Origin of the sequence: Tessaracoccus bendigoensis DSM 12906, from assembly GCF_900141915.1 — a bacterium.
Classification (GTDB): Bacteria; Actinomycetota; Actinomycetes; order Propionibacteriales; family Propionibacteriaceae; genus Arachnia; species Arachnia bendigoensis.
The window spans coordinates 40,437-59,741 of record NZ_FQZG01000010.1 but is presented as its reverse complement, the minus strand read 5'-3'; the positions used below and the strand labels follow the sequence as shown (position 1 = coordinate 59,741).

Genomic DNA, 19,305 nt, shown 5'->3' with positions numbered 1-19,305 from the left:
ATTGGACTACGAGTCGTCAGGTGGGCGTTCAGACGCTGTCAGAGCCCTTCAAGCACGACGGCGCCGGGGCCTGCCAGCCGGATGTCGGAGTCGGACACGCTGCACGCGTCCCAGGAGGCCAGTTGCCTGACTCGCCGGTCAATGGTGACCACGCACTCCTCAGCCCTGGTGACCACCACCTGGAAGCGTCCCCGGTGAAGTACTAGGGTGTCGCCGTCGATGACATCGACCTGCACGTCACGCAGGTCAGGATCCTTCAGGTCTGGGTGACGCCGACGCAACCCGATCAGCGTCTGGTACCAGCCCAGCAACTCCGCGTGCACGCCGCTGCCGGGCTCTGCCCAGTCGAGCTTCGCCGTCTGAAAGGTCGCCTTAGACTGCGGATCCGGGGTCGGCTGGGCCCATCCCATTGCCCTGAACTCGCGGGATCGCCCCTCCGTGACGAGCGGGCCGAGCTCGGGGCCGAGGTCGCTGAAGAAGGGAAACGGCGTCCCTGCCGCCCACTCTTCTCCCATGAAGAGCATCGGCGTACACGGTGAGAGCAGGTAGAGGGCCGCGGCCGCCGCCTGAGCAGGAACACCTGCATGCTGGGCGAATCGGTCGCCGATGGCCCGGTTGCCGACCTGGTCGTGATCCTGCAGGAAAGCGACGAACGAGTGGCCGTCATAGTGGAGGGAGGCCCGGTCCAAGGGGGCACCCCAGTTCGCGCCCCGGAACGTGGAATAGCCGCCCTCGTGGACGAAGACCTTGGTGAGGGCCTGCCGCAGCGTCTCAGCTGAGCCGAAGTCGACGTAGTAGCCGCCGGTCTCCCGGCCGAAGAACGCGTGGAGCGCATGGTGGACGTCGTCGGCCCACTGCGCGTCCATTCCGGACGCCTCCGTCGCCGTGCCAAGCGGCATCACCATGGTCGGCTGGTTGAGGTCTGATTCCGCGATCAGCGTTAGCCGACGGCCGACCTCAATCTCCCAGGCCCTCGTCCGCAGCGCCAACTCGGCCAGGAAGTGCATCACCGAGTCGTCCGCGATGGCATGCACCGCATCGAGCCGCAACCCGTCGACGCCGATGTCGACGAGCAGGTGCCTGGCGGAGCCCAGAAAGAACTCGCGCACCTCGAGCGAGTCCAAGCCGTCGAAGTTGAGGCCCTGCCCCCAGGGGGTGTCATGCTGCGATGTGAGGTACGGGCCGAAACGCGGGAGGTAGTTGCCCTCGGGGCCGAGGTGGTTGTGTACCACATCGACGATCACGGCGAGCCCCCTGGAGTGTGCCGCGTCCACGAAACGCACCAGGGCTTCCTGACCGCCGTAGGCGTGGTGTACCGACCACGGGGCCACCCCGTCGTAGCCCCACCCGCGGGAGCCGGGGAACTCGGTCAGCGGCATCAGTTCGACGGCGTCCACCCCGAGCTCGACCAGATGGTCGAGGTGCGAGATGGCCGCATCGAGAGTGCCATCGCTGGTGAACGTGCCGACATGCAGCTCATACAACACGCCGCCGAGCACCTCCGTGCCAGGCCAACCGGTCTCCCGTGAAAAGACCGCCGGGTCGACCACCCTGCTCAGGCCGTGGACCCCGTCGGGCAGGCTGAGGGAGCGGGGGTCGGGGAAAGGGCCCGCACCGTCAACCATGAACCCGTAGCGCTCGCCCGTCCGGAGCCCGCGTTCCGGGTCGTACCAGCCGTCACCCCGCGGGAGCATCGCTAGCTCCGAGCCGTCTCCCAGAACCAGGCTGATCGACTGCGCACGCGGTGCCCAGACCTGCCCAGCCATCACCGGTCGGCCGCCGTCAGCAGCGCGACGGGCAGCTCCAGGAAGACCTCGGCGAGCGGCACGGCGCCCCCCTCGAACCGGTGGCCGGTGAAGGCATCGACCCAACGCCCGGCGGGGAGGATGATCTGGTGCGCCGCCCAGCCGCCCCTTTCGGCGACCTGGGTGAGGAAGCGGGCCGCAACCGTGATGGCCGTCGGGGAGCCCGCTCCCCGGACCCCGCGCGCGAACGCGATCGCCTGGCCGGAAGTCGTGGCTACGGGTTCGTAGGTTGCCGACGATCCCCGGAACGCGTCGGGGTGGGCGCGGCGCAGTGCCAAGGCGTGGCGGACCACCAGCAGCTTCGCGTGGTCCAGGGGGAACTCGCCGGGATCGGCGACCACCCGGTGGCGGAGGCCGAAATCGACGGGGCGACGGTTGTCGGGGTCCACCAGCGACAGGTCGACGATCTCGTTGCCCTGGTAGACGTCCGGAATGCCAGGCATGGTCAGCTGGATCAGCTTGGAGGAGAGGATGACGCCCCTGGTGGCCTCCCACGAGGCCTCGACGAAGGCGTCGAGAGCCGCGGCGCACCCGGCATCGGTCAGAGCGGCGTCGCCGAGCGCCAGTACGGCCGCCTCATAGGCGTGGTTGGGGTCGGTCCACCTGGTGAACGTGCGGGCCTCGCGCATGGCCTTGGTTAGGTAGTCACGAAGCCGCGGCGCCGGAATCGGCTCACGCCCGGCCGCGGTGCCTGGAAGCCGCCAGGTGCCGAGCACCGTCTGCCAAAGCAGCAGTTCGGTGGGGCCGTCGACGAGCGGGGACCTGACTGACTCGGTGGCGCCACGCAATTCGCTGAGACAGGCCTGCCACTGTCTCGCGTGCTCGAGCATCGCGGTGAGCCGGGCCCGGACATCCTCTGACCGCTTGGTGTCGTGGGTAGACATGGTCGTCATGGTCGCAGGCCACGCGGTGCTGAGCTGGGCGCAGAAGTCGTGGAACGAATCGGTCGAGCCGCCGATCAGCGTCGGCTCCGAGCCGACCTCGTTGACAGCCAGGAACCTGTTCCAGCGGTAGAACGCGGTGTCCTCCTTCGCCTTTGCCATCACCGGGCCGCACGTCTGCGCGAACCGGATCATGAACTCGGCACGCAGCGAGTCGATCCGGTCGACCGTGGTGTCGCGGTGCTGCGCAGGAGTCGGCAGGCTCTCCGAGTCTTTGCCGTCGCCGGTGGGGGAGTCGCCGAGAACGAGCCGCACGATGAGGTCGAGCGTCGAGCGTTCGTCGTCGTCCAGTTCGGGGCGGACCCGCGCCGCGGCTTCCGCGATCACCTGCCGTTCGGCCTGTGGAGTGACACGCCCCGGCTCGACGTAGGCCCGGTAGCGGTCCATCCTCACCAGCAGCCCCGCGATGGTGCGACCCAGCTCACGCCGGGTGTGGTCGAAGAGCGCGAGATCCGATTCGCAGATGGCGACGGCGATGGAGGTCAGGTGGTTGACCTCGGTGAACAACAGGTCGCGCACCACCTCGCGCTTCGCGGCGAGTAGCGCCTGCGGGAATGCGCCCGCGTCGCCCCCTCCGCAGCCAGACCAGACTTCGTCCAGCGCAGGCAGCTGGTTCGGGTCGTGGAACAGCCCGGCGACCCGCATCAGGGCGTCGTATCCGGTGGTACCGGCGCACCGGGCACCCTCGGGTAACTGCTCATGGGGTTCGAGGATCTTCTCGACGACGACCCATGCGCCGCCGGTGGCGCGGTGGAGGCGCTGGAGGTAGCCGCGGGGGGTGGCCAGGCCATCGGGATGGTCGATCCGGAAGCCGTCGATCAGGCCGTCGCGGTAGAGGTCGAGCAGCAGGTCGTGAGTGGCATCGAACACATCGTCGTCCTCCACCCGGAGCGCCGCGAGGGTGTCGACGTCGAAGAAACGTCGGTAGTTCAGTTCCTCGTTGGCGACCTTCCAGTAGGCCAGCCGGTACCACTGCCGCTCGAGCAGGTCCGCGACCGGGAGGTGCTCCGTTCCGGGGCGGATGGGGAAGACGTGGTCGAAGTAGACGATCACGTGTTCGTGCCGACCGTCCAGGCGACGTTCCTCCACCCGGAGGTTGCCGGCCGCCAACTCGTCTCCGATGCGTCGCCCCAGCACTGGCATCACCACCGCCCTGGAAGAGGTGAGGTCGAGATCGAACCAGTTTGCGCAGGGCGACAGGTGGCCGTTGCGGAGCACGTCCCAGAGCGCCGCGTTGCGCCACAGCGGGGTCGGGACTGCCATGTGGTTCGGCACCACATCGACGATGACCCCGAGGCCGTGGCTGTGTGCGGTCTCCGCCAGCCGACGGAACCCGGCCTCGCCGCCGCACTCCGCGGAGATGCGGGAGTGATCGACCACGTCGTAGCCGTGCATCGACCCCGGGACGGCCTGCAGGATGGGAGAGCAGAACACATGGCTGACACCGAGTTGGGCCAGGTAGGGAACCTGCTTCGTGGCGTCGTCGAAGGTGAACTGCTGGTTGAGCTGGAGCCGGTAGGTTGAGGTGGGCAGGACGGGAGTGGGTCGTTGCTGCACTAAGCCACTCTAACGTGCGCTCAGAGCAGGTAGCCCGCCTCGGAGTAGCCGCGGCCGCCGGCCACCAGCAACGCCATCCGCCTGGCCGACAGCCCTGTCACGTGCTCACCGACCAGGGAGGGCTCGACCCAGTGCACCGCTCTGATCTCCCTGTCAGTGGGTATCAGACGGGTGGCCGTGTCCGGGTCGAGCACGCCGCCGTCGAAGATGAACTCGACAGCGTCGGACCAGCCGAGGTAGGGCGGCATCCAGTCGGCCAGCAGGGGTTGGCCGAGCGTCACGGCCAGGCCGATCTCCTCCAGGATCTCCCGTTCGGCAGCAACCTTCGGCGATTCGCCAGGCTCGACGACGCCGCCGGGTAGTTCCCAGTCGGGCTTGTAGGTCGTCTCGAGGAGCAGGATGCGGCCCCGCCGATCCCGGAAGAGAGCGTGCGCGATGATGCGCTTGGTGGGCAGGATCGAGTCGAGCACGCCGGTGGTGCCATGTCCACCGTAGACCGGGTCAACCGCCAGCCGAGCGTAGATCAGCGCGTCGTGGAACTCGTCGGGGGCCCGTTCGAGCGCTGCCCGCAGACGTCCCTCCAACCGGAAACCGCAGCGATGCAGCGCGGTGCGCGCCGCGGTGTCCCATTCGGGGATCTCCACCTGGAGGCGACGCAGGCCGCGGCCGACGAGCACGTCGTCGGCCGCCAGCGAGATCGCGCGTTGCAGAGTTTCGGTGTCAACCTGCTGCGCTTCCCAGCGCAGGATACCGACGGTGCCCGAGACGTCGACGTGGACCTCGAACTGCGTCACGAAACCTGATTGCGGCGCAACCAGATCGAGCCGAGCGGCGGAACGGTGACGCGGGCCCTCGCCGGGAAGTGACCCCAGGGCTCGGGTGTGGCCTGTACCTCACCGAGGTTGCCGAACTCACCGGACCCGTCGTAGATGGGGGAGTCGGTGTTGAGGATCTCCTCCCAGGCACCTGCTTGCGGCAGCCCGACCTCGTAGTCGTTGAGGGGCTCGGGGGAGAAGTTCGTGATGCAGGCGACGTGGTTTCCTTCCGAGTCGTTGCGCACCCATGCCAGGGTGTTGTGTGCACGGTCGTCGCCGTTGATCCAGGTGAACCCGGCCGGCTCACTGTCCAGCTCGTAGAGGGCCGAGTTGTCGCGGTAGATGTGGTTGAGGTCGCGGAACAGCCGCTGAAGCCCGCCGTGGCCCCAGAGCTCCGTCACCCACCATTCCAGGCTGACCGATTCGTTGAACTCGGGGCGCTGCCCGAACTCGCATCCCATGAACACAAGCTGCTTGCCGGGGAAGGACCACATGAAGGAGTAGTAGGCGCGCAGCGACGCGAACTTGCGCCAGTCGTCCTGAGGCACCTTGTTGACCATCGAGCCCTTGCCGTGCACGACCTCGTCGTGGCTGATCGGCAGCACGAAGTTCTCCGAGTACTGGTAAACCATCGCGAACGTGAGCAGGTTGTGCTCGTACTGGCGGTAGATCGGGTCCAGCTGAAGGTAGCGGAGAGTGTCGTTCATCCAGCCCATGTTCCACTTGAAGCCGAACCCGAGACCGCCCTCATGCACCGGCTTGGTGACCCCGGCGAAGCTGGTCGACTCCTCCGCGATCATCACCACACCGGGAGCGCGTTCGTAGAGATGACGGTTGACGTAGCGCAGGAAATCGATCGCCTCGAGGTTCTCGCGGCCTCCGTACTGGTTCGGGATCCACTCACCCTCTTCGCGGGAGTAGTCGAGGTAGAGCATTGAGGCGACCGCATCGACGCGCAGGCCGTCGATGTGGAACTCGTCGATCCAGTAGAGCGCGTTGCTGACGAGGAAGCTCTTCACCTCGTTGCGGCCGTAGTTGAAGATGTAGGTGCCCCAGTCGACATGCTCGCCCTGGCGAGGGTCGGCGTGCTCATACAGCGCCGTCCCGTCGAAGCGGCCCAGCGCCCATTCGTCCTTGGGGAAGTGGCCGGGCACCCAGTCCATGATCACCCCGATGCCTGCTTGGTGCAGTCGGTCGATCAGGTAACGCAGATCGTCGGGCTTGCCGAAGCGTGAAGTCGGCGAGAAGTAACCAGTCACCTGGTAGCCCCAGCTGGGTTCGAACGGGTGTTCGGCCAGGGGCATGAACTCAACGTGGGTGTAGCCCTGCCACTTGACGTAGCTGACCAGTTCCTCAGCGAGATCCAGGTAGCTCTTGCCGCGTCGCCACCCGCCGAGGTGGACTTCATAGACGCTCATCGGTTCGGCGTGCGCCCTGGCGGCGCGCCGCTGCTCGAGCCAATCATCGTCGGACCAGACGTACTTCGATTCGTAGACGATCGACGCGTTGGCCGGGGCCTGCTCACTGAACCGTGCCATCGGATCGACCTTCTCGATCCAGCGCCCGTCCTGCGTCTCGATCCGGTATTTGTAGAGGGTGCCCTCACCGAGGCCCTCGATGAATGCGCCCCACACCCCGCTGCCCGGGATGATGTGCATCGCATCGCCGGTCCACCAGTTGAAGTCGCCGATCACCTGCACCGACTTGGCGTTCGGGGCCCAGACCGCGAACCGGACCCCCGCGATGTCGCCGCGTTCGTCGTCGCTCTCGTGGACGACGTGGGAGCCGAGCCGTTTCCACAGTTCGGTGTCACCACCGTTGTGGAACCCTTCGAGGTCCCAGCCGGTGAGTTCTCCGAACTGGTCGTGTGCCATGGTCATGCTCCTTCAGGAAGTGTTGACAGAAAATCTAGCGGTACTCGGACAAGATGGGGTCGATAGGCGGACTCATACGCAACTTCGTAGCCCGCTTTGTCCGTTTCGTATCCCGCGAGCAGCGGATTCGGGGCTGTCGGATCGATGCCGTACCCGGAAAGGAACGCATGGCGGGCCGATCTCAGCCAGCCGGCGTCGGCGTCGCCTGCGGCCCGGGCGTAGCCGAATGAACGCAGCATCCCCGCCACGTCACGCAGCGGGGAATCGGGCATCCGGCGCTCGGCCAGCGACTTCAGCGGCTCACCCTCGAAATCGACGTAGAGCCATCGCCCCTGCGTCAGGAGCACCTGGCCGAGGTGACAGTCGCCGTGGACCCGTTGCACGGGGATCTCTGAATCGGCCACCTCGTCGAAGACGCGCTCGGCAGCGGCCCTGAACGGTCGTACCTGCGGGAACTCCGACGCCACGCCATCGAACCTTGCCCGCATCCCGTCGGCGACCTCGGCACCCAGTAGGAGCCCGGTGCCGAGTCGTTCGGCGAGGATGCGGTGAACGGTGGCCAGCGAGTCCCCAAGGGCGTGGGCCTGCCCCGAGAAGTCGCGACCCCCGGCGGCATATTCCGTGGCCAGCACGTAGCCGTCCGTCGGGTCGGGCAGTGTTTCGAGGAATACCGCCAGGTCGGTGCCGTCGACGCTCCACGAACCGTAGAGCTCGGCGACCACGCCGCTTCCCCGCAGGGCCCGATGGAGTTCTACATCGACGTTGCTGCCCGGTTCGATGCGGCGGAAGACCTTGGCGAGCAACGCGTCACCGAAGAAGATGCTCGTGTTGGACTGCTCCCCCGTGTAGCGGCGTGCCGGCAGGTTGTCGGGTACAGGACGCAACCGCTCAAACCCCGGTGCCCCGTCTCGCAGCAGGTCAAGCAGGATCCCGGCGTCGTCGCAGGCGTCGATGGGTGGGCCGTCGCCGCGGTACAGCAGCGGGATCAGGTAACGCTCCTGCCTGCCGTCTGGGAACTCCACCGCCAGGAAGGCGGGTCTGAGGCCGGGACCGGGCACGGGTGCCGAGGCCCAGTCGCCGAGTTCGACGCCGACGGGACGCCCGGCCCTGCCGGAGAACCAGCGCTGGCCCAGCGCCAGCGTCCAGAGTTCCCCGGTGAGGTCAGGTCGCGTCATGGAAGGGTGACGTGCATGATGTGCGCGGGCTTGCCCGGATAGAGCCTGAGGTACGCGGTGGGTTCCCAGAGGTACTCCTCGCCGGTCAGTTCGTCGCGGACCTGTAGCTGCTCGGCGCCCGGGAATCCCAGCGCTTGCGTGTCGAGGAACAGTTGCGACTCGACCGTGTTGTCCGGATCGAGCGAACACACGACCAGGACGGTGTCGTCACCGTCCGTCTTCGAGAAGGCGATCACCGAATCGTGGGGTGCGTGGTGGAAGTGGACGTCACGGAGCTGTTGCAGCGCGGGGTGGGCGTCCCGGATGGCGTTGAGGCTGCCCAGCAGCAGGTTCAGGTTCGGCTCCGCGTTGTAGTCCCGGGGGCGGAACTGGAACTTCTCGGAGTCGCGGTATTCCTCCTTGCCCGGGGCGAGGGGCTCATGCTCGAAGAGTTCGAAGCCCGAGTAGACGCCCCACGACGGCGACATGGTCGACGCCAGGATCGCCCGGATCGCGAAGGCCGCCTGGTTTCCAGACTGCAGGAAGAACGGGTTGATGTCCGGGGTGTTGACGAAGAAATTGGGTCGGTAATATGCGGCGGTCTCGGTGGACAACTCCGTCAGGTACTCCGTGAGCTCCCACTTCACGTTGCGCCACGTGAAGTACGTGTAACTCTGCTGGAAGCCGACCTTGCCGAGCGCCCCCATCATCTGGGGCTTGGTGAATGCCTCAGCCAGGAAGATCACCTCGGGGTGGGATTCGGCGACCCGGCTCATCAGCCAGTCCCAGAACTCCACCGGCTTGGTGTGCGGATTGTCGATGCGGAAGATGCTGACGCCGTGACCGATCCAGAACTCGATGATCCGCAACACTTCGTGGTAGATGCCGACCGGATCGTTGTCGAAGTTGATCGGGTAGATGTCCTGGTACTTCTTCGGGGGGTTCTCCGCGTAGGCGATCGTCCCGTCGAACCGCTTCGTGAACCACTCGGGGTGGTCCTCGACCCACGGGTGGTCGGGTGAGGCCTGCAAGGCGATGTCCAGGGCGATCTCCAGGTTCAGCGACCTGGCCTTCGCGACGAAATCGTCGAAGTCCTCGAACGTGCCGAGGTCGGGGTGGATGGCGTCGTGGCCGCCCTCCTCCGAGCCGATCGCCCAAGGCGATCCGGGGTCCTGAGGCCCTGGGGTTAGGGTGTTGTTCGGCCCCTTCCTGAAGGCTCGGCCGATGGGATGGATCGGTGGCAGGTAGACCACGTTGAAGCCCATGGCGGCCGCGGCTTCGAGGCGTTCATGGGACGCCGCGAAAGTGCCGGAATGCCAGTTGCCCTGGTCGTCGCACCAGGCGCCCTGCGAGCGGGGGAAGAACTCGTACCAGGAGGAATACAGTGCCCGTCGACGCTCCACGCGCACCGGATACTCGGGCGTCGGCGAGACCAGCTCCCGAGGGCCGAACCGGGCCATCGCGCGGGTGATCGGGGCGGAGTCGACCAGTTCCAAGAGTTCGTCGATCTCGACGCCCGGCGTGAGGGACTCGGCGGCGGCGTGCAGCAGCCCGGCCGCCCCCGAACTCTGCATCGCGTCGGCCTGCCTTGCGGCCCGCTCAAGCAGGTCGCGACCCTCAAGCCGGACCAGGTCGACGTCGACGCCTGCGGGCAGCTTCTTCTCGGCGTTGTGGGTCCAGGTATGCCACGGATCCGACCAGCCCTCGACCCGGAACGTCCAGTCGCCCGGCTCGGCCATCCGGACGTGGGCCTGCCAGATGTCGAGCCCGGCAGGCTCCACCTGGGCCATGTCGATGCGTCGCTGCGTGCCGTTCGGCGAGGTGAGGATCACTGAAGCGTTGACGGCGTCATGGCCCTCTCGGAAGACGTTGGCCTGCACGAGGAGCCGCTCGTGGGTGACCGCTTTCACGGGGTAGGCACCATTCTCAATCACCGGGGTCACCCCCGTGACGGGGATTCGGCCGAAGCCCCCTTCGGTGCGGACGATACGCCTATCGGCGCTGGCTGGGATCTGCTCGGTCACGGCCTCAGCCTAGCCGTCCGCGCGCCCCGAGTCAGAACGAACTGCGGTTTCCGGAGCCGCCGATTCGGAAATGCCGGAACGGGCCGACCTGTCAGGTCATGCCGGAGGACGGCGTCGGCCCGGCCTCCAATGCCCGTAGTTCCAGAAGTTCTGGGGCGCTCTTGGGCACATCCACGCGCATCACGGTGACGCTGCGGCCCGGTACCAGGAGTCGTGCCTTGGCTGGCAGCCGTACCCCGAGCGGCAGTTCCGACTCCTCGGCGCTGTGCCAGACGGTCTGGAATCCGTACCCCCAGGGCAGCCCCGGCAGCTTCACCGCGACAGAATCGGGCGACGAGTTGAACCAGGTGAGGAACGCCTCGTCCTCGTCCGAGACGTACATTCCCAGGAGTCGCCGGGAGCCGTCGTGCCAGGCGTCCTCGCCCATCTGGCCGTTGGTGCCGTCCATCCAGGTGAGATCGACGCGCTGCAGGTTCTCGCCGTTGGGGCCCAGCACCTCGGTGTGATACGCGAACTGGTCCAGGCGCAGCGTCGGGTGCTCGCGGCGCAGCGTGATGAGGGCGGCGACGCGCTCAAGTATCTGACTCCATTCGGGCGAGGCCGCCCAGTCGACCCACGAGATGGAGGAATCCTGGCAGTAGGCGTTGTTGTTGCCCCTCTGGGTACGGCCGAACTCATCGCCTGCCAGCAGCATCGGGGTGCCGGCCGCCAGTAGTTGTGTGGCCATCATGTTCAGCACCTGGCGGCGTCTAGTGGCGTTTATCTGCGGGTCGGTGGTCTCGCCCTCCCAGCCGTGGTTCCAGGACCGGTTGTTGTCGGAGCCGTCCCGGTTGGCCTCGCCGTTGGCCAGGTTGTGTTTGACGTCGTAGCTGACGAGGTCGCGCATGGTGAAACCATCGTGCGCGGTGACGAAGTTGATGCTGGCCTGCGGGGTCCGGCCAGGACGGTCGAACAGATCGGGGGATCCAGCCAGGCGGGTCGCGAGCTCCTGCACGCCATGGACCGAGCCGCGCCAGTAGTCGCGGACGTGGTCGCGGAACCGGTCGTTCCACTCGCTCCAGTCGGGTCCCCAGGCGCCCACCTGGTAACCGTAGGGGCCGATGTCCCATGGTTCGGCGATCATTTTGATCCCCTCGAATGCCGGATCGGAGGCCAAGGTCTGCTTGAACTGGTGTTGATGGTCGACGTTGTGATACCAGTCCCTGATGAGTGTCGTCGCGAGGTCGAACCGGAACCCGTCGACGCCCATCTCGCGCACCCAGTACCGCAGGGAATCGAGCACGAAGCGACGCACCATCGGGTGTGCCGTGTTGACCGAATTGCCGCAGCCCGTGACGTCGTAATCGTCACGGCGGTCGCTGGTGAGGCGGTAGTAGGCGTTCTGGTCGATGCCCCGCATGGATAGGGTGGGGCCCTCCTGGCCCCCCTCGCCGGTGTGGTTGTAGACCACATCCAGGATCACCTCAATGTCGGCCTCGTGCAGGGCCGAGACCATCTGCTTGAACTCCTCGACCTGGTTTCCGACGGTGCCGCGGGTGGCGTAGGCCGCGTGCGGCGCGAAAAAGCCGAGCGTGTTGTATCCCCAGTAGTTGCGCAGGCCCTTCTGCGCGATGAACGGCTCGCTCACGAAATGCTGCAATGGCAGGAACTGCACCGCGGTGACCCCGAGGCGGTGCAGGTGGTCGATGACCGCAGGCTCGGCCATGCCCAGGTACGAACCGAGCAACTCCTCGGGCACATCGGGGTGCAGTTTGGTGAAACCCCTCAGATGTGTCTCGTAGATGATCGTCTCTGACATCGGTCTGCGCCTGGCGATCGGAGTCGGCGGTGGGGTGTCCTCCACAACGACCGACACGGGGACCGCACCGAACGAATCCTCCATCGACATCACGTCGGGGCTGCCAGGCAGATGGTCGAGGATCGGGCCATGGAAGTCGATGCCGCCGGCGATGGCGCGCGCATACGGGTCGAGCAGCAACCTGGCCGGATTGAACCGCGAACCGTCGGAGGGGTCCCATTCGCCGTGTGCCCGGAATCCGTATTGCTGCCCGGCGCGGACGCCCGGCACCTCGATCGACCAGATGCCGTCGGCGTCCTTGGTCATGCGGAGGTTCTTCTGGGCGTTGCGCGAGTCGATGAGGACGAGGTCAACCCTGTCCGCACGTGGCGCCCACACTGCGAAGGCGGCGCCACGGGCTGTGACGTGGGCACCGAGGGCGCTTGTGTCGGGAGTGTGCATTTGGGCTCTCTGGGTCTGATCTGCGCGACAATTGTGCCACGACTTCGGCAGAAGTCCTGAAAGCGCGCCTGGCTAGACTCGAGATTCATGAGTGTCTACCTCGATCACGCCGCCTCGTCGCCCATGCGTCCGGAGGCGGTTGAGGCGTTCGTCGAGGCGTCCGCGGTGGTCGGGAACCCGGCGTCGTTGCACCGCTCGGGACAGCGGGCCCGCTCGGTGTTGGAGGAGGCCCGCGAGGGCTTGGCAGAGGCGCTCGGGGCGCAGCCGAGCGAGGTGATCTTCACCTCAGGCGGGTCTGAGGCCGACTCGATCGCCGTTCTGGGTGGGCTTGCGGCACGTGAGAGCGAGGGGCGACACCGAATGTTGGTGTCCGCGATCGAGCATCCCGCCGTGATCGGGGCCGTCGGGCACGGGGCCGAACTCCTCGCTGTCACCCGCGACGGCGTCGTGGACGCCACCGCGGCAGCCGGGATGATCGATGCGACGGTCGCGGTCGTGTCGGTGATGGCAGTGAACAACGAGACCGGGGTGCTCCAGCCCGTGGAGGAGATCCGCCGCCTGGCTGCGCGATCCGGCGCCTGGATGCACAGCGACGCGGTGCAGGCGCTCGGCCATGTGCCGGTCGACTTCGGGGCCAGCCACCTCGACCTGATGAGCTTGTCGGCTCACAAGATCGGTGGCCCGGTGGGCATCGGGGCGCTGCTTGCCGGCCGGGCGATCACGCCTGCCGCCATCGGGCTCGGAGGAGGCCAGGAGCGTGGAGTGCGCTCCGGCACGGCCGCGGTGGCGCTGGCAGCCTCCTTTGCGTGTGCGACGCGGCTGGCCGTGCAGGAGTTGGAGGCCGAAGCCTTGCGTCTCGGCGAGTTGAGGGACCGGGTCGCCGCTGCCGCAGTCGCGGCGGGTGCCCGGCTCAATTCCCGCGTCGATGGTGCCCCGCACATCGTCAACGCCACATTCGGCGGCATCCGCGCCGACGCACTGCTGTTCCTGCTCGACCAGCGGGGGGTGCACGCCTCCGTCGGGTCGGCGTGCCGGGCAGGGGTGCATCAGCCGAGCGAGGTACTGCTCGCCATGGGACGCACCGTCGATGAAGCGGGTCAGTCGCTCCGGTTCTCCCTCGGGCACACCACCACCGATCTGGACATCACCAGGCTGGAGTCTGTCCTGCCCCTCGCCGTTGAGCAGGCCCGCGCCGTCCGCTGAACGCTGAGATCGACATAGACTGGTCCGGCTCACGCATCAGAGGAGGACAACGTGCGGGTACTTGCGGCCATGTCGGGCGGCGTCGACTCCGCCGTCGCCGCGGCGCGCCTCGTGGCGCAGGGCCACGACGTTACAGGGGTCCATCTGGCGCTCTCGAAGAACCCGGCCTCTTACCGGACAGGTGCCCGCGGCTGCTGCTCGCTCGAAGATTCACACGACGCACGCCGAGTCGCAGACAAGTTGGACATCCCCTTCTACGTCTGGGACTTCGCCGAGGAGTTCCACGAGGCGGTCGTCGAGGACTTCGTCGCCGAGTACCGGGCCGGGCGCACCCCGAACCCGTGCCTGCGCTGCAACGAGAAGATCAAGTTCGCGGCCGTCCTCGACCGTGGTATCGCGCTCGGGTTCGACGCGGTGGCCACCGGCCACTACGCCGACCTACGGCGCCACGATGACGGCAGCGTCACGCTGCACCGAGCCGCCGACGGGGCAAAGGACCAGTCGTACGTGCTCGGCATGCTCGACCAGACCCAACTTTCCCACTGTCTGTTCCCGCTCTTCGACGTCGAGAAGCCTGTCGTGCGGGCTGAGGCCAGGGCGCTCGGGTTCGGGGTGGCGAAGAAGCCCGACTCGCACGACATCTGTTTCATCGCCGACGGCGACACCCAAGGCTTCCTGCAGCGCTACATCGACGATGCCCCAGGCGACATCGTCGACGCCGACGGCACGGTCCTCGGACGACATCGGGGGACGCACCGCTACACCGTCGGGCAGCGCAAGGGCCTCGACCTGCGCGTCCCCTCACCGTCGGGCGACCCCCGCTACGTGCTCAGCATCGAGCCGGTCTCGCACACCGTCGTGGTCGGGCCCCGCGACGACCTTGCGGTGCGTCGGCTCACCGGCATCCGGCCGACCTGGACCGGCTCGCCCGTGGAGGGTGCCTTCCGGGGCCGCGCGCAGTACCGCGCGCACGGCGCCGCCCAGGAGGCCACCATCGAGGCGCGTGACGGCGGACTCCTCGTGTCGCTGGACGAGCCGGCCTCCGGTGTCGCCCCAGGTCAGACGGTGGTCGTCTACGCAGGCGACAAGGTGCTGGGAAGTGCCGTCATCGCCTCGGCCGCATGAGGATCACCGCCGCCGGGTCGCTGCCCGGGGACGACTTCCGGGGGGCGCTCTCGGCGATGAGTGAGTTGCTGCCCGACGTGCTGCCTCTCCCCGAGCTTCCTGCTAGGGGAATCGTGTCTCAGATGGTCGGGCGGGCGCTCGGCCTGGTGGAAGGCCTGGGGTTCGACCTCCAGCCCGCAGGCTGGCGTCTGACACCTCATTCGACCGTCGAGCACCGCCGCGCCCGGGCGCAGTGGCGTCGAGACCTCGACGATGCCGAGGAACTGCTGCATGGCTTCGACCGGGTCCTCAAGGTGGGGCTGGCAGGTCCCTGGACGTTGGCAGCCGCGGTCGAACGGCCCACCGGTGACCGGCTGCTCGCCGACCACGGCGCACGGCGCGAACTCGCCCAGGCCCTCGCGGAGGGGGTCGCTGAGTTGCGTGCCGAGGTCGCCAGGCGACTGCCCGGGGCGCGCCTGCTGCTGCAGGTCGACGAGCCGGCCCTGAACGCCGTCGCACAGGGTGCGGTCCCGACCGCGTCCGGGTTCTCGCGGCACCGAGGCGTCGACTTGCCGGAACTGGTGGGCGCGCTGGTCCCCTTCGCCGACGGCGCCTGGCTGCACTGCTGCGCGCCCGGCCGTTGGCTGGACGTGGCCCGGCGGGCCGGATTCGCCGGTGTCGCCGTCGACTCGAGGCTCGTCGACCTCGACGAGTTGGCTCAGTGGTGCGACGAGTCGCGGGAAGTCGCGCTCGGGGTCGTGCGCACCGACGACCGGACGGCGCAGGGCGTCGACGACCTCGTCCGCGAGTCGCTGCGCGTCCTGCGCGCGATCCAGGCCGACCCGTATCCCGGGCTGGTGCTCGGCACCGCCTGCGGCCTGTCCGGTTGGCAGCTGAGAGACGTGAAGCCTCAGCTGACGGCCCTCGGGAGGGCGGCCAACCTGGTCGAGGAGGCGTTGGCGCGCGGCTGACGCATAGACTGGCGGCCATGCGCGTGTTCTCCGACCTCAACCTGGATGGCCAGGCGCCGACGCGGGCGCAGCCCGGGCGTGGCGGCTGGGGGGCGGCAGGCGTGCCGTCGACACGCTGGAAGAAGATCCAACGGATCATCGTTCCTGTCATCGTCATCGGGATCGCCGTGGCCCTGTTCTTCCTGGGCCGCATGTTCTACCTGCTGCTGACCGGCGCCTGAGGCGGTTGCGAGGCACCCGGGGAACGGGCCCTAAGATGGGCACCGCCGCCACCGCGGTGCGCAACCGACCAAGGAGCGAAGAAGTGGGTCTCACCGCCGACGACGTGGCTCGCCTGGCAGCCCTGGCACGAATCCAGCTCACCGAGCAGGATTGTGCGGAGCTTGCCCCAGAGCTGGACGTCATCCTGGAATCCGTAGCGAGTGTCTCGGAGGTCGCACGACCGGACGTGCCGCTCGCAACCCATGCGATCCCGATGAGCAACGTGTTCCGCGCGGATGTCGTGACCGCATCCCTCACCCAGACGCAGGCGCTCTCGGGCGCCCCTGAGGAAGAGGATGGCCGGTTCCGTGTCCCCCAGATCCTGAGTGAGGACTGAGCGATGAGCATCCTGACGCGTTCCGCCGCAGACCTCGGCCGCGCCATGGCGGCCGGTGAACTGACCTCGGAGCAGGTCACGCTGGCGTGCCTTGACCAGATCGCGGCCCTCAACCCCGTTCTCAATGCGTTCCTGAGCGTGGACGGCGACGCCGCGCTCGTGCAGGCCCGCGCCATCGACGCCCACCGCGCCGCGGGCGAGGAGCTCGGCCCCCTTGCGGGCATCCCGATCGGCGTGAAGGACAACTTCTGCACCACCGACTTCCCGACCACCTGCGGCTCCAGGATGCTCGACGGTTGGGTGCCACCCTATGACTCCACCGTCGTTGCCAGGCTCCGCGAGGCGGGACTGGTGATCGTCGGCAAGACCAACATGGACGAGTTCGCCATGGGCAGCTCGACCGAGACGTCGTTCTTCGGCCCGACCCGCAACCCATGGGACACCGACCGGATCCCCGGAGGCTCGGGTGGCGGCTCGGCGGCCGCGGTCGCCGCGTTCATGGTGCCGCTCGCCGTCGGCTCCGACACGGGCGGCTCGATCCGGCAGCCCGGCTCGGTAACCGGCACCGTCGGGGTGAAGCCCACCTACGGCGGCGTGTCACGCTACGGCCTGGTCGCCATGGCGTCCAGCCTCGATCAGCCCGGCCCGGTCGCTCGGAGCACGGAGGACGCCGCCCTGCTGCAGCAGGTGATCGGCGGCTACGACCGGCACGATTCCGCCTCTATCAACCAGCCGGTGCCCGACCTCGTCGAGGCGTCGCGCGCCACCGACCTGGCCGGGGTGCGTGTCGGTATCGTCTCCGAGTTCAAGGGCGAAGGCTACGAACCCGGGGTGCTCGACCGGTTCGAGGAGGCCGTCGAGGTCCTGCGCGGTGCAGGGGCCGAGATCGTAGAGGTCTCGTGCCCGTCGTTCACCTACGCCCTTCCCGCCTACTACCTGATCCAGCCGGCCGAGCTCAGCTCCAACCTGGCCCGCTTCGACGGCATGCGCTACGGGCTGCGCGCTGGCGATGACGGCACCAAGTCCGCCGAGCAGGTCATGAACCTCACCCGGGAGGAGGGCTTCGGGCGCGAGGCGAAACGGCGCATCATTATCGGCACCTACGCCCTGTCGGCCGGATACTACGACGCCTACTACGGCTCGGCCCAGAAGGTCCGCAGTCTCATCCAGCAGGACTTCGACAAGGCGTTCGAACAGGTCGACGTGCTGGTCTCGCCGACCACCCCCACCGTCGCGTTCCGGCTCGGGGAACGCACGGCCGACCCGATGAGCATGTACCTCGCCGACCTGTGTACCATCCCCAGCAACATGGCGGGCAACGCCGCGGCGTCATTCCCCGCCGGGCTGAGTGAGGGGCTACCTGTGGGGCTGCAGGTAATGGCGCCCCCGATGGAGGACGCCCGCCTCTACCGCGTCGGGGGTGTGCTCGAACGCACCCTCGAGGAACGGTGGGGCGGCCCACTCCTGGCCACGACGGAACGGCTCGACGGAACGAAGGCGGTGACCGCATGAGTGAGACGGTCGACTACGACGAACTGCTCACCCGCTACGAGCCGGCGCTCGGGCTCGAGGTGCACGTCGAGCTGAACACCAGCTCCAAGATGTTCTGTGGCTGCGTCAACGAGTTCGGCGGCGAGCCGAACACGCACGTCTGTCCGGTGTGCCTCGGCCTGCCGGGTTCGCTGCCGGTGATCAACGGCAAGGCGGTCGAATCCGCCATCCGGATCGGGCTGGCGCTCAACTGTTCGATCGCGCCGTGGTGCCGGATGGCGAGGAAGAACTATTTCTACCCGGACATGACGAAGAACTTCCAGACCTCGCAGTATGACGAACCGATCGCGTTCGACGGCTGGGTCGACCTGGAGGTGGACGGGCAGACCTACCGTGTCGAGGTAGAACGCGCCCACATGGAGGAGGACGCGGGCAAGGCCACGCATGTCGGCGGGTCGGGCCGCATCCAGGGCGCCGACTACTCGCTGATCGACTACAACCGGGCGGGCGTCCCGCTCATCGAGATCGTCACCAAACCCATCCGTGGTACCGGCGCGAAGGCGCCCGAGGTCGCCAGGGCATACGTCGCACACCTGCGGGAACTGATGAAGGCGCTGGGGGTCTCCGACGTGAAGATGGAGCAGGGGTCGCTGCGCTGCGACGCCAACATCTCGTTGGCGCCGCTCGGGTCCGAGACTCTCGGCACGCGCACCGAGACCAAGAACGTCAACTCGCTGCGATCCGTCGAGCGCGCAATCCGGTTCGAGATGACCCGCCAGGCCGCGGTCCTCGACGGCGGCGGCAAGATCAAGCAGGAGACGCGACACTTCCACGAGAGCGACGGCACCACCTCGGCGGGGCGCTCGAAGGAGGAGGCGGAGGACTACCGCTACTTCGCCGAACCCGACCTGATGCCGATTGCCCCTGGCAGGGCGTGGGTCGAGGAGCTCCGTGCCACCCTTCCCGAGCCTCCCGCCGAACGACGCGCGAGGCTGCAGAGCGAATGGGGCTTCACTGACATCGACTTCGCCGCGGTCGTCAACTCCGGCGCACTCGCACTGGTGGAGGAGACCGTGGCGGCAGGGGCGAGCCCGGCTGCTGCCCGCAAGTGGTGGGTAACCGAGCTGGCCAGGCGCGCGAACGAGGAGGGGGTCGACCTGGACGAGCTGGCGATCACGCCGTCCCAGGTCGCCGCCGTCCAGGCCCTGATCGACGCAGGCACCGTCAATGACAAGCTTGCCCGCCAGGTGATCGACGGGGTGCTCGCAGGGGAGGGTGAACCTGCAGAGGTCGTCGAGTCGCGCGGGCTGGTGGTCGTCTCCGACGAGGGGGCGTTGGGTGCCGCCGTCGATGAGGTGATCGCGGCCAACCCGGATGTCGCAGATAAGATCCGTGCGGGCAAGGTACAGGCCGCCGGGGCGCTGATCGGTCAGGTGATGAAGGCGATGCGTGGTCAGGCCGACGCGGGCAAGGTCCGCGAACTGATCCTCGCCAAGCTCACCTGACCTGAGGCCCACCGCGTACTGCGC

At 67.7% G+C, this 19,305-nt stretch carries 14 protein-coding genes; 7 read left to right on the top strand and 7 right to left on the bottom strand.

Features of this window, described 5'->3' with window-relative positions; genetic code table 11:
* Positions 1-38: 38 nt before the first annotated feature.
* The 7 genes from treZ to glgX all read right to left on the bottom strand — a co-directional run bounded on the left by treZ (position 39) and on the right by glgX (position 12,409).
* On the bottom strand, positions 39-1,766 hold the full coding sequence (gene treZ / locus BUC15_RS03725) for a malto-oligosyltrehalose trehalohydrolase (protein WP_073186203.1): 1,728 nt from the start codon (positions 1,764-1,766) through the stop codon (positions 39-41).
* On the bottom strand, positions 1,766-4,303 hold the full coding sequence (gene treY, locus BUC15_RS03720) for a malto-oligosyltrehalose synthase (protein ID WP_073186202.1): 2,538 nt from the start codon (positions 4,301-4,303) through the stop codon (positions 1,766-1,768). The genes treZ and treY overlap by 1 nt, the downstream gene beginning before the upstream one ends.
* A gap of 20 nt (positions 4,304-4,323) precedes the next feature.
* Positions 4,324-5,121, bottom strand: coding sequence for an NUDIX hydrolase (locus BUC15_RS03715; RefSeq protein WP_073186201.1), 798 nt, complete (start codon positions 5,119-5,121; stop codon positions 4,324-4,326).
* Positions 5,094-6,992, bottom strand: coding sequence for a 1,4-alpha-glucan branching protein GlgB (glgB, locus tag BUC15_RS03710; RefSeq protein WP_073186200.1), 1,899 nt, complete (start codon positions 6,990-6,992; stop codon positions 5,094-5,096). The genes BUC15_RS03715 and glgB overlap by 28 nt, the downstream gene beginning before the upstream one ends.
* Before the next feature lie 2 nt (positions 6,993-6,994).
* Positions 6,995-8,167 (bottom strand): phosphotransferase, encoded by a 1,173-nt coding sequence (locus BUC15_RS03705; RefSeq protein ID WP_073186199.1) that lies wholly within the window; start codon positions 8,165-8,167, stop codon positions 6,995-6,997.
* A complete protein-coding gene (locus BUC15_RS03700) occupies positions 8,164-10,170 on the bottom strand; it encodes an alpha-1,4-glucan--maltose-1-phosphate maltosyltransferase (RefSeq protein WP_073186198.1) in 2,007 nt (668 codons plus the stop codon). Before BUC15_RS03700 ends, BUC15_RS03705 begins: the two co-directional genes overlap by 4 nt.
* 91 nt (positions 10,171-10,261) lie before the next feature.
* Entirely contained in the window at positions 10,262-12,409 is a 2,148-nt protein-coding gene (gene glgX, locus BUC15_RS03695; RefSeq protein WP_073186197.1) for a glycogen debranching protein GlgX, read from the bottom strand.
* Between the two features lie 87 nt (positions 12,410-12,496).
* On the opposite strand from glgX, the gene BUC15_RS03690 reads away from it, so the two are divergent.
* From BUC15_RS03690 to gatB, 7 genes are all read left to right on the top strand, one after another.
* Positions 12,497-13,612 carry a cysteine desulfurase family protein gene (locus tag BUC15_RS03690; RefSeq protein ID WP_073186196.1) on the top strand — a complete coding sequence of 372 codons (1,116 nt, stop codon included), beginning with the start codon at positions 12,497-12,499 and terminating at the stop codon, positions 13,610-13,612.
* A 51-nt stretch (positions 13,613-13,663) separates the two neighbouring features.
* Complete coding sequence (mnmA, locus tag BUC15_RS03685) at positions 13,664-14,737, top strand: tRNA 2-thiouridine(34) synthase MnmA (RefSeq protein ID WP_217652100.1); 1,074 nt, start codon at positions 13,664-13,666, stop codon at positions 14,735-14,737.
* Complete coding sequence (locus BUC15_RS03680; RefSeq protein ID WP_073186194.1) at positions 14,734-15,687, top strand: uroporphyrinogen decarboxylase/cobalamine-independent methonine synthase family protein; 954 nt, start codon at positions 14,734-14,736, stop codon at positions 15,685-15,687. Before mnmA ends, BUC15_RS03680 begins: the two co-directional genes overlap by 4 nt.
* A 17-nt stretch (positions 15,688-15,704) precedes the next feature.
* Positions 15,705-15,908, top strand: coding sequence for a hypothetical protein (locus BUC15_RS03675; RefSeq protein ID WP_139280080.1), 204 nt, complete (start codon positions 15,705-15,707; stop codon positions 15,906-15,908).
* Positions 15,909-15,991: 83 nt separating this feature from the next.
* On the top strand, positions 15,992-16,285 hold the full coding sequence (gatC, locus tag BUC15_RS03670; protein WP_073186235.1) for an Asp-tRNA(Asn)/Glu-tRNA(Gln) amidotransferase subunit GatC: 294 nt from the start codon (positions 15,992-15,994) through the stop codon (positions 16,283-16,285).
* Between the two features lie 3 nt (positions 16,286-16,288).
* Positions 16,289-17,797, top strand: coding sequence for an Asp-tRNA(Asn)/Glu-tRNA(Gln) amidotransferase subunit GatA (gatA, locus tag BUC15_RS03665; RefSeq protein WP_073186193.1), 1,509 nt, complete (start codon positions 16,289-16,291; stop codon positions 17,795-17,797).
* Entirely contained in the window at positions 17,794-19,281 is a 1,488-nt protein-coding gene (gene gatB / locus BUC15_RS03660) for an Asp-tRNA(Asn)/Glu-tRNA(Gln) amidotransferase subunit GatB (protein WP_073186192.1), read from the top strand. Before gatA ends, gatB begins: the two co-directional genes overlap by 4 nt.
* Positions 19,282-19,305: the final 24 nt, after the last annotated feature.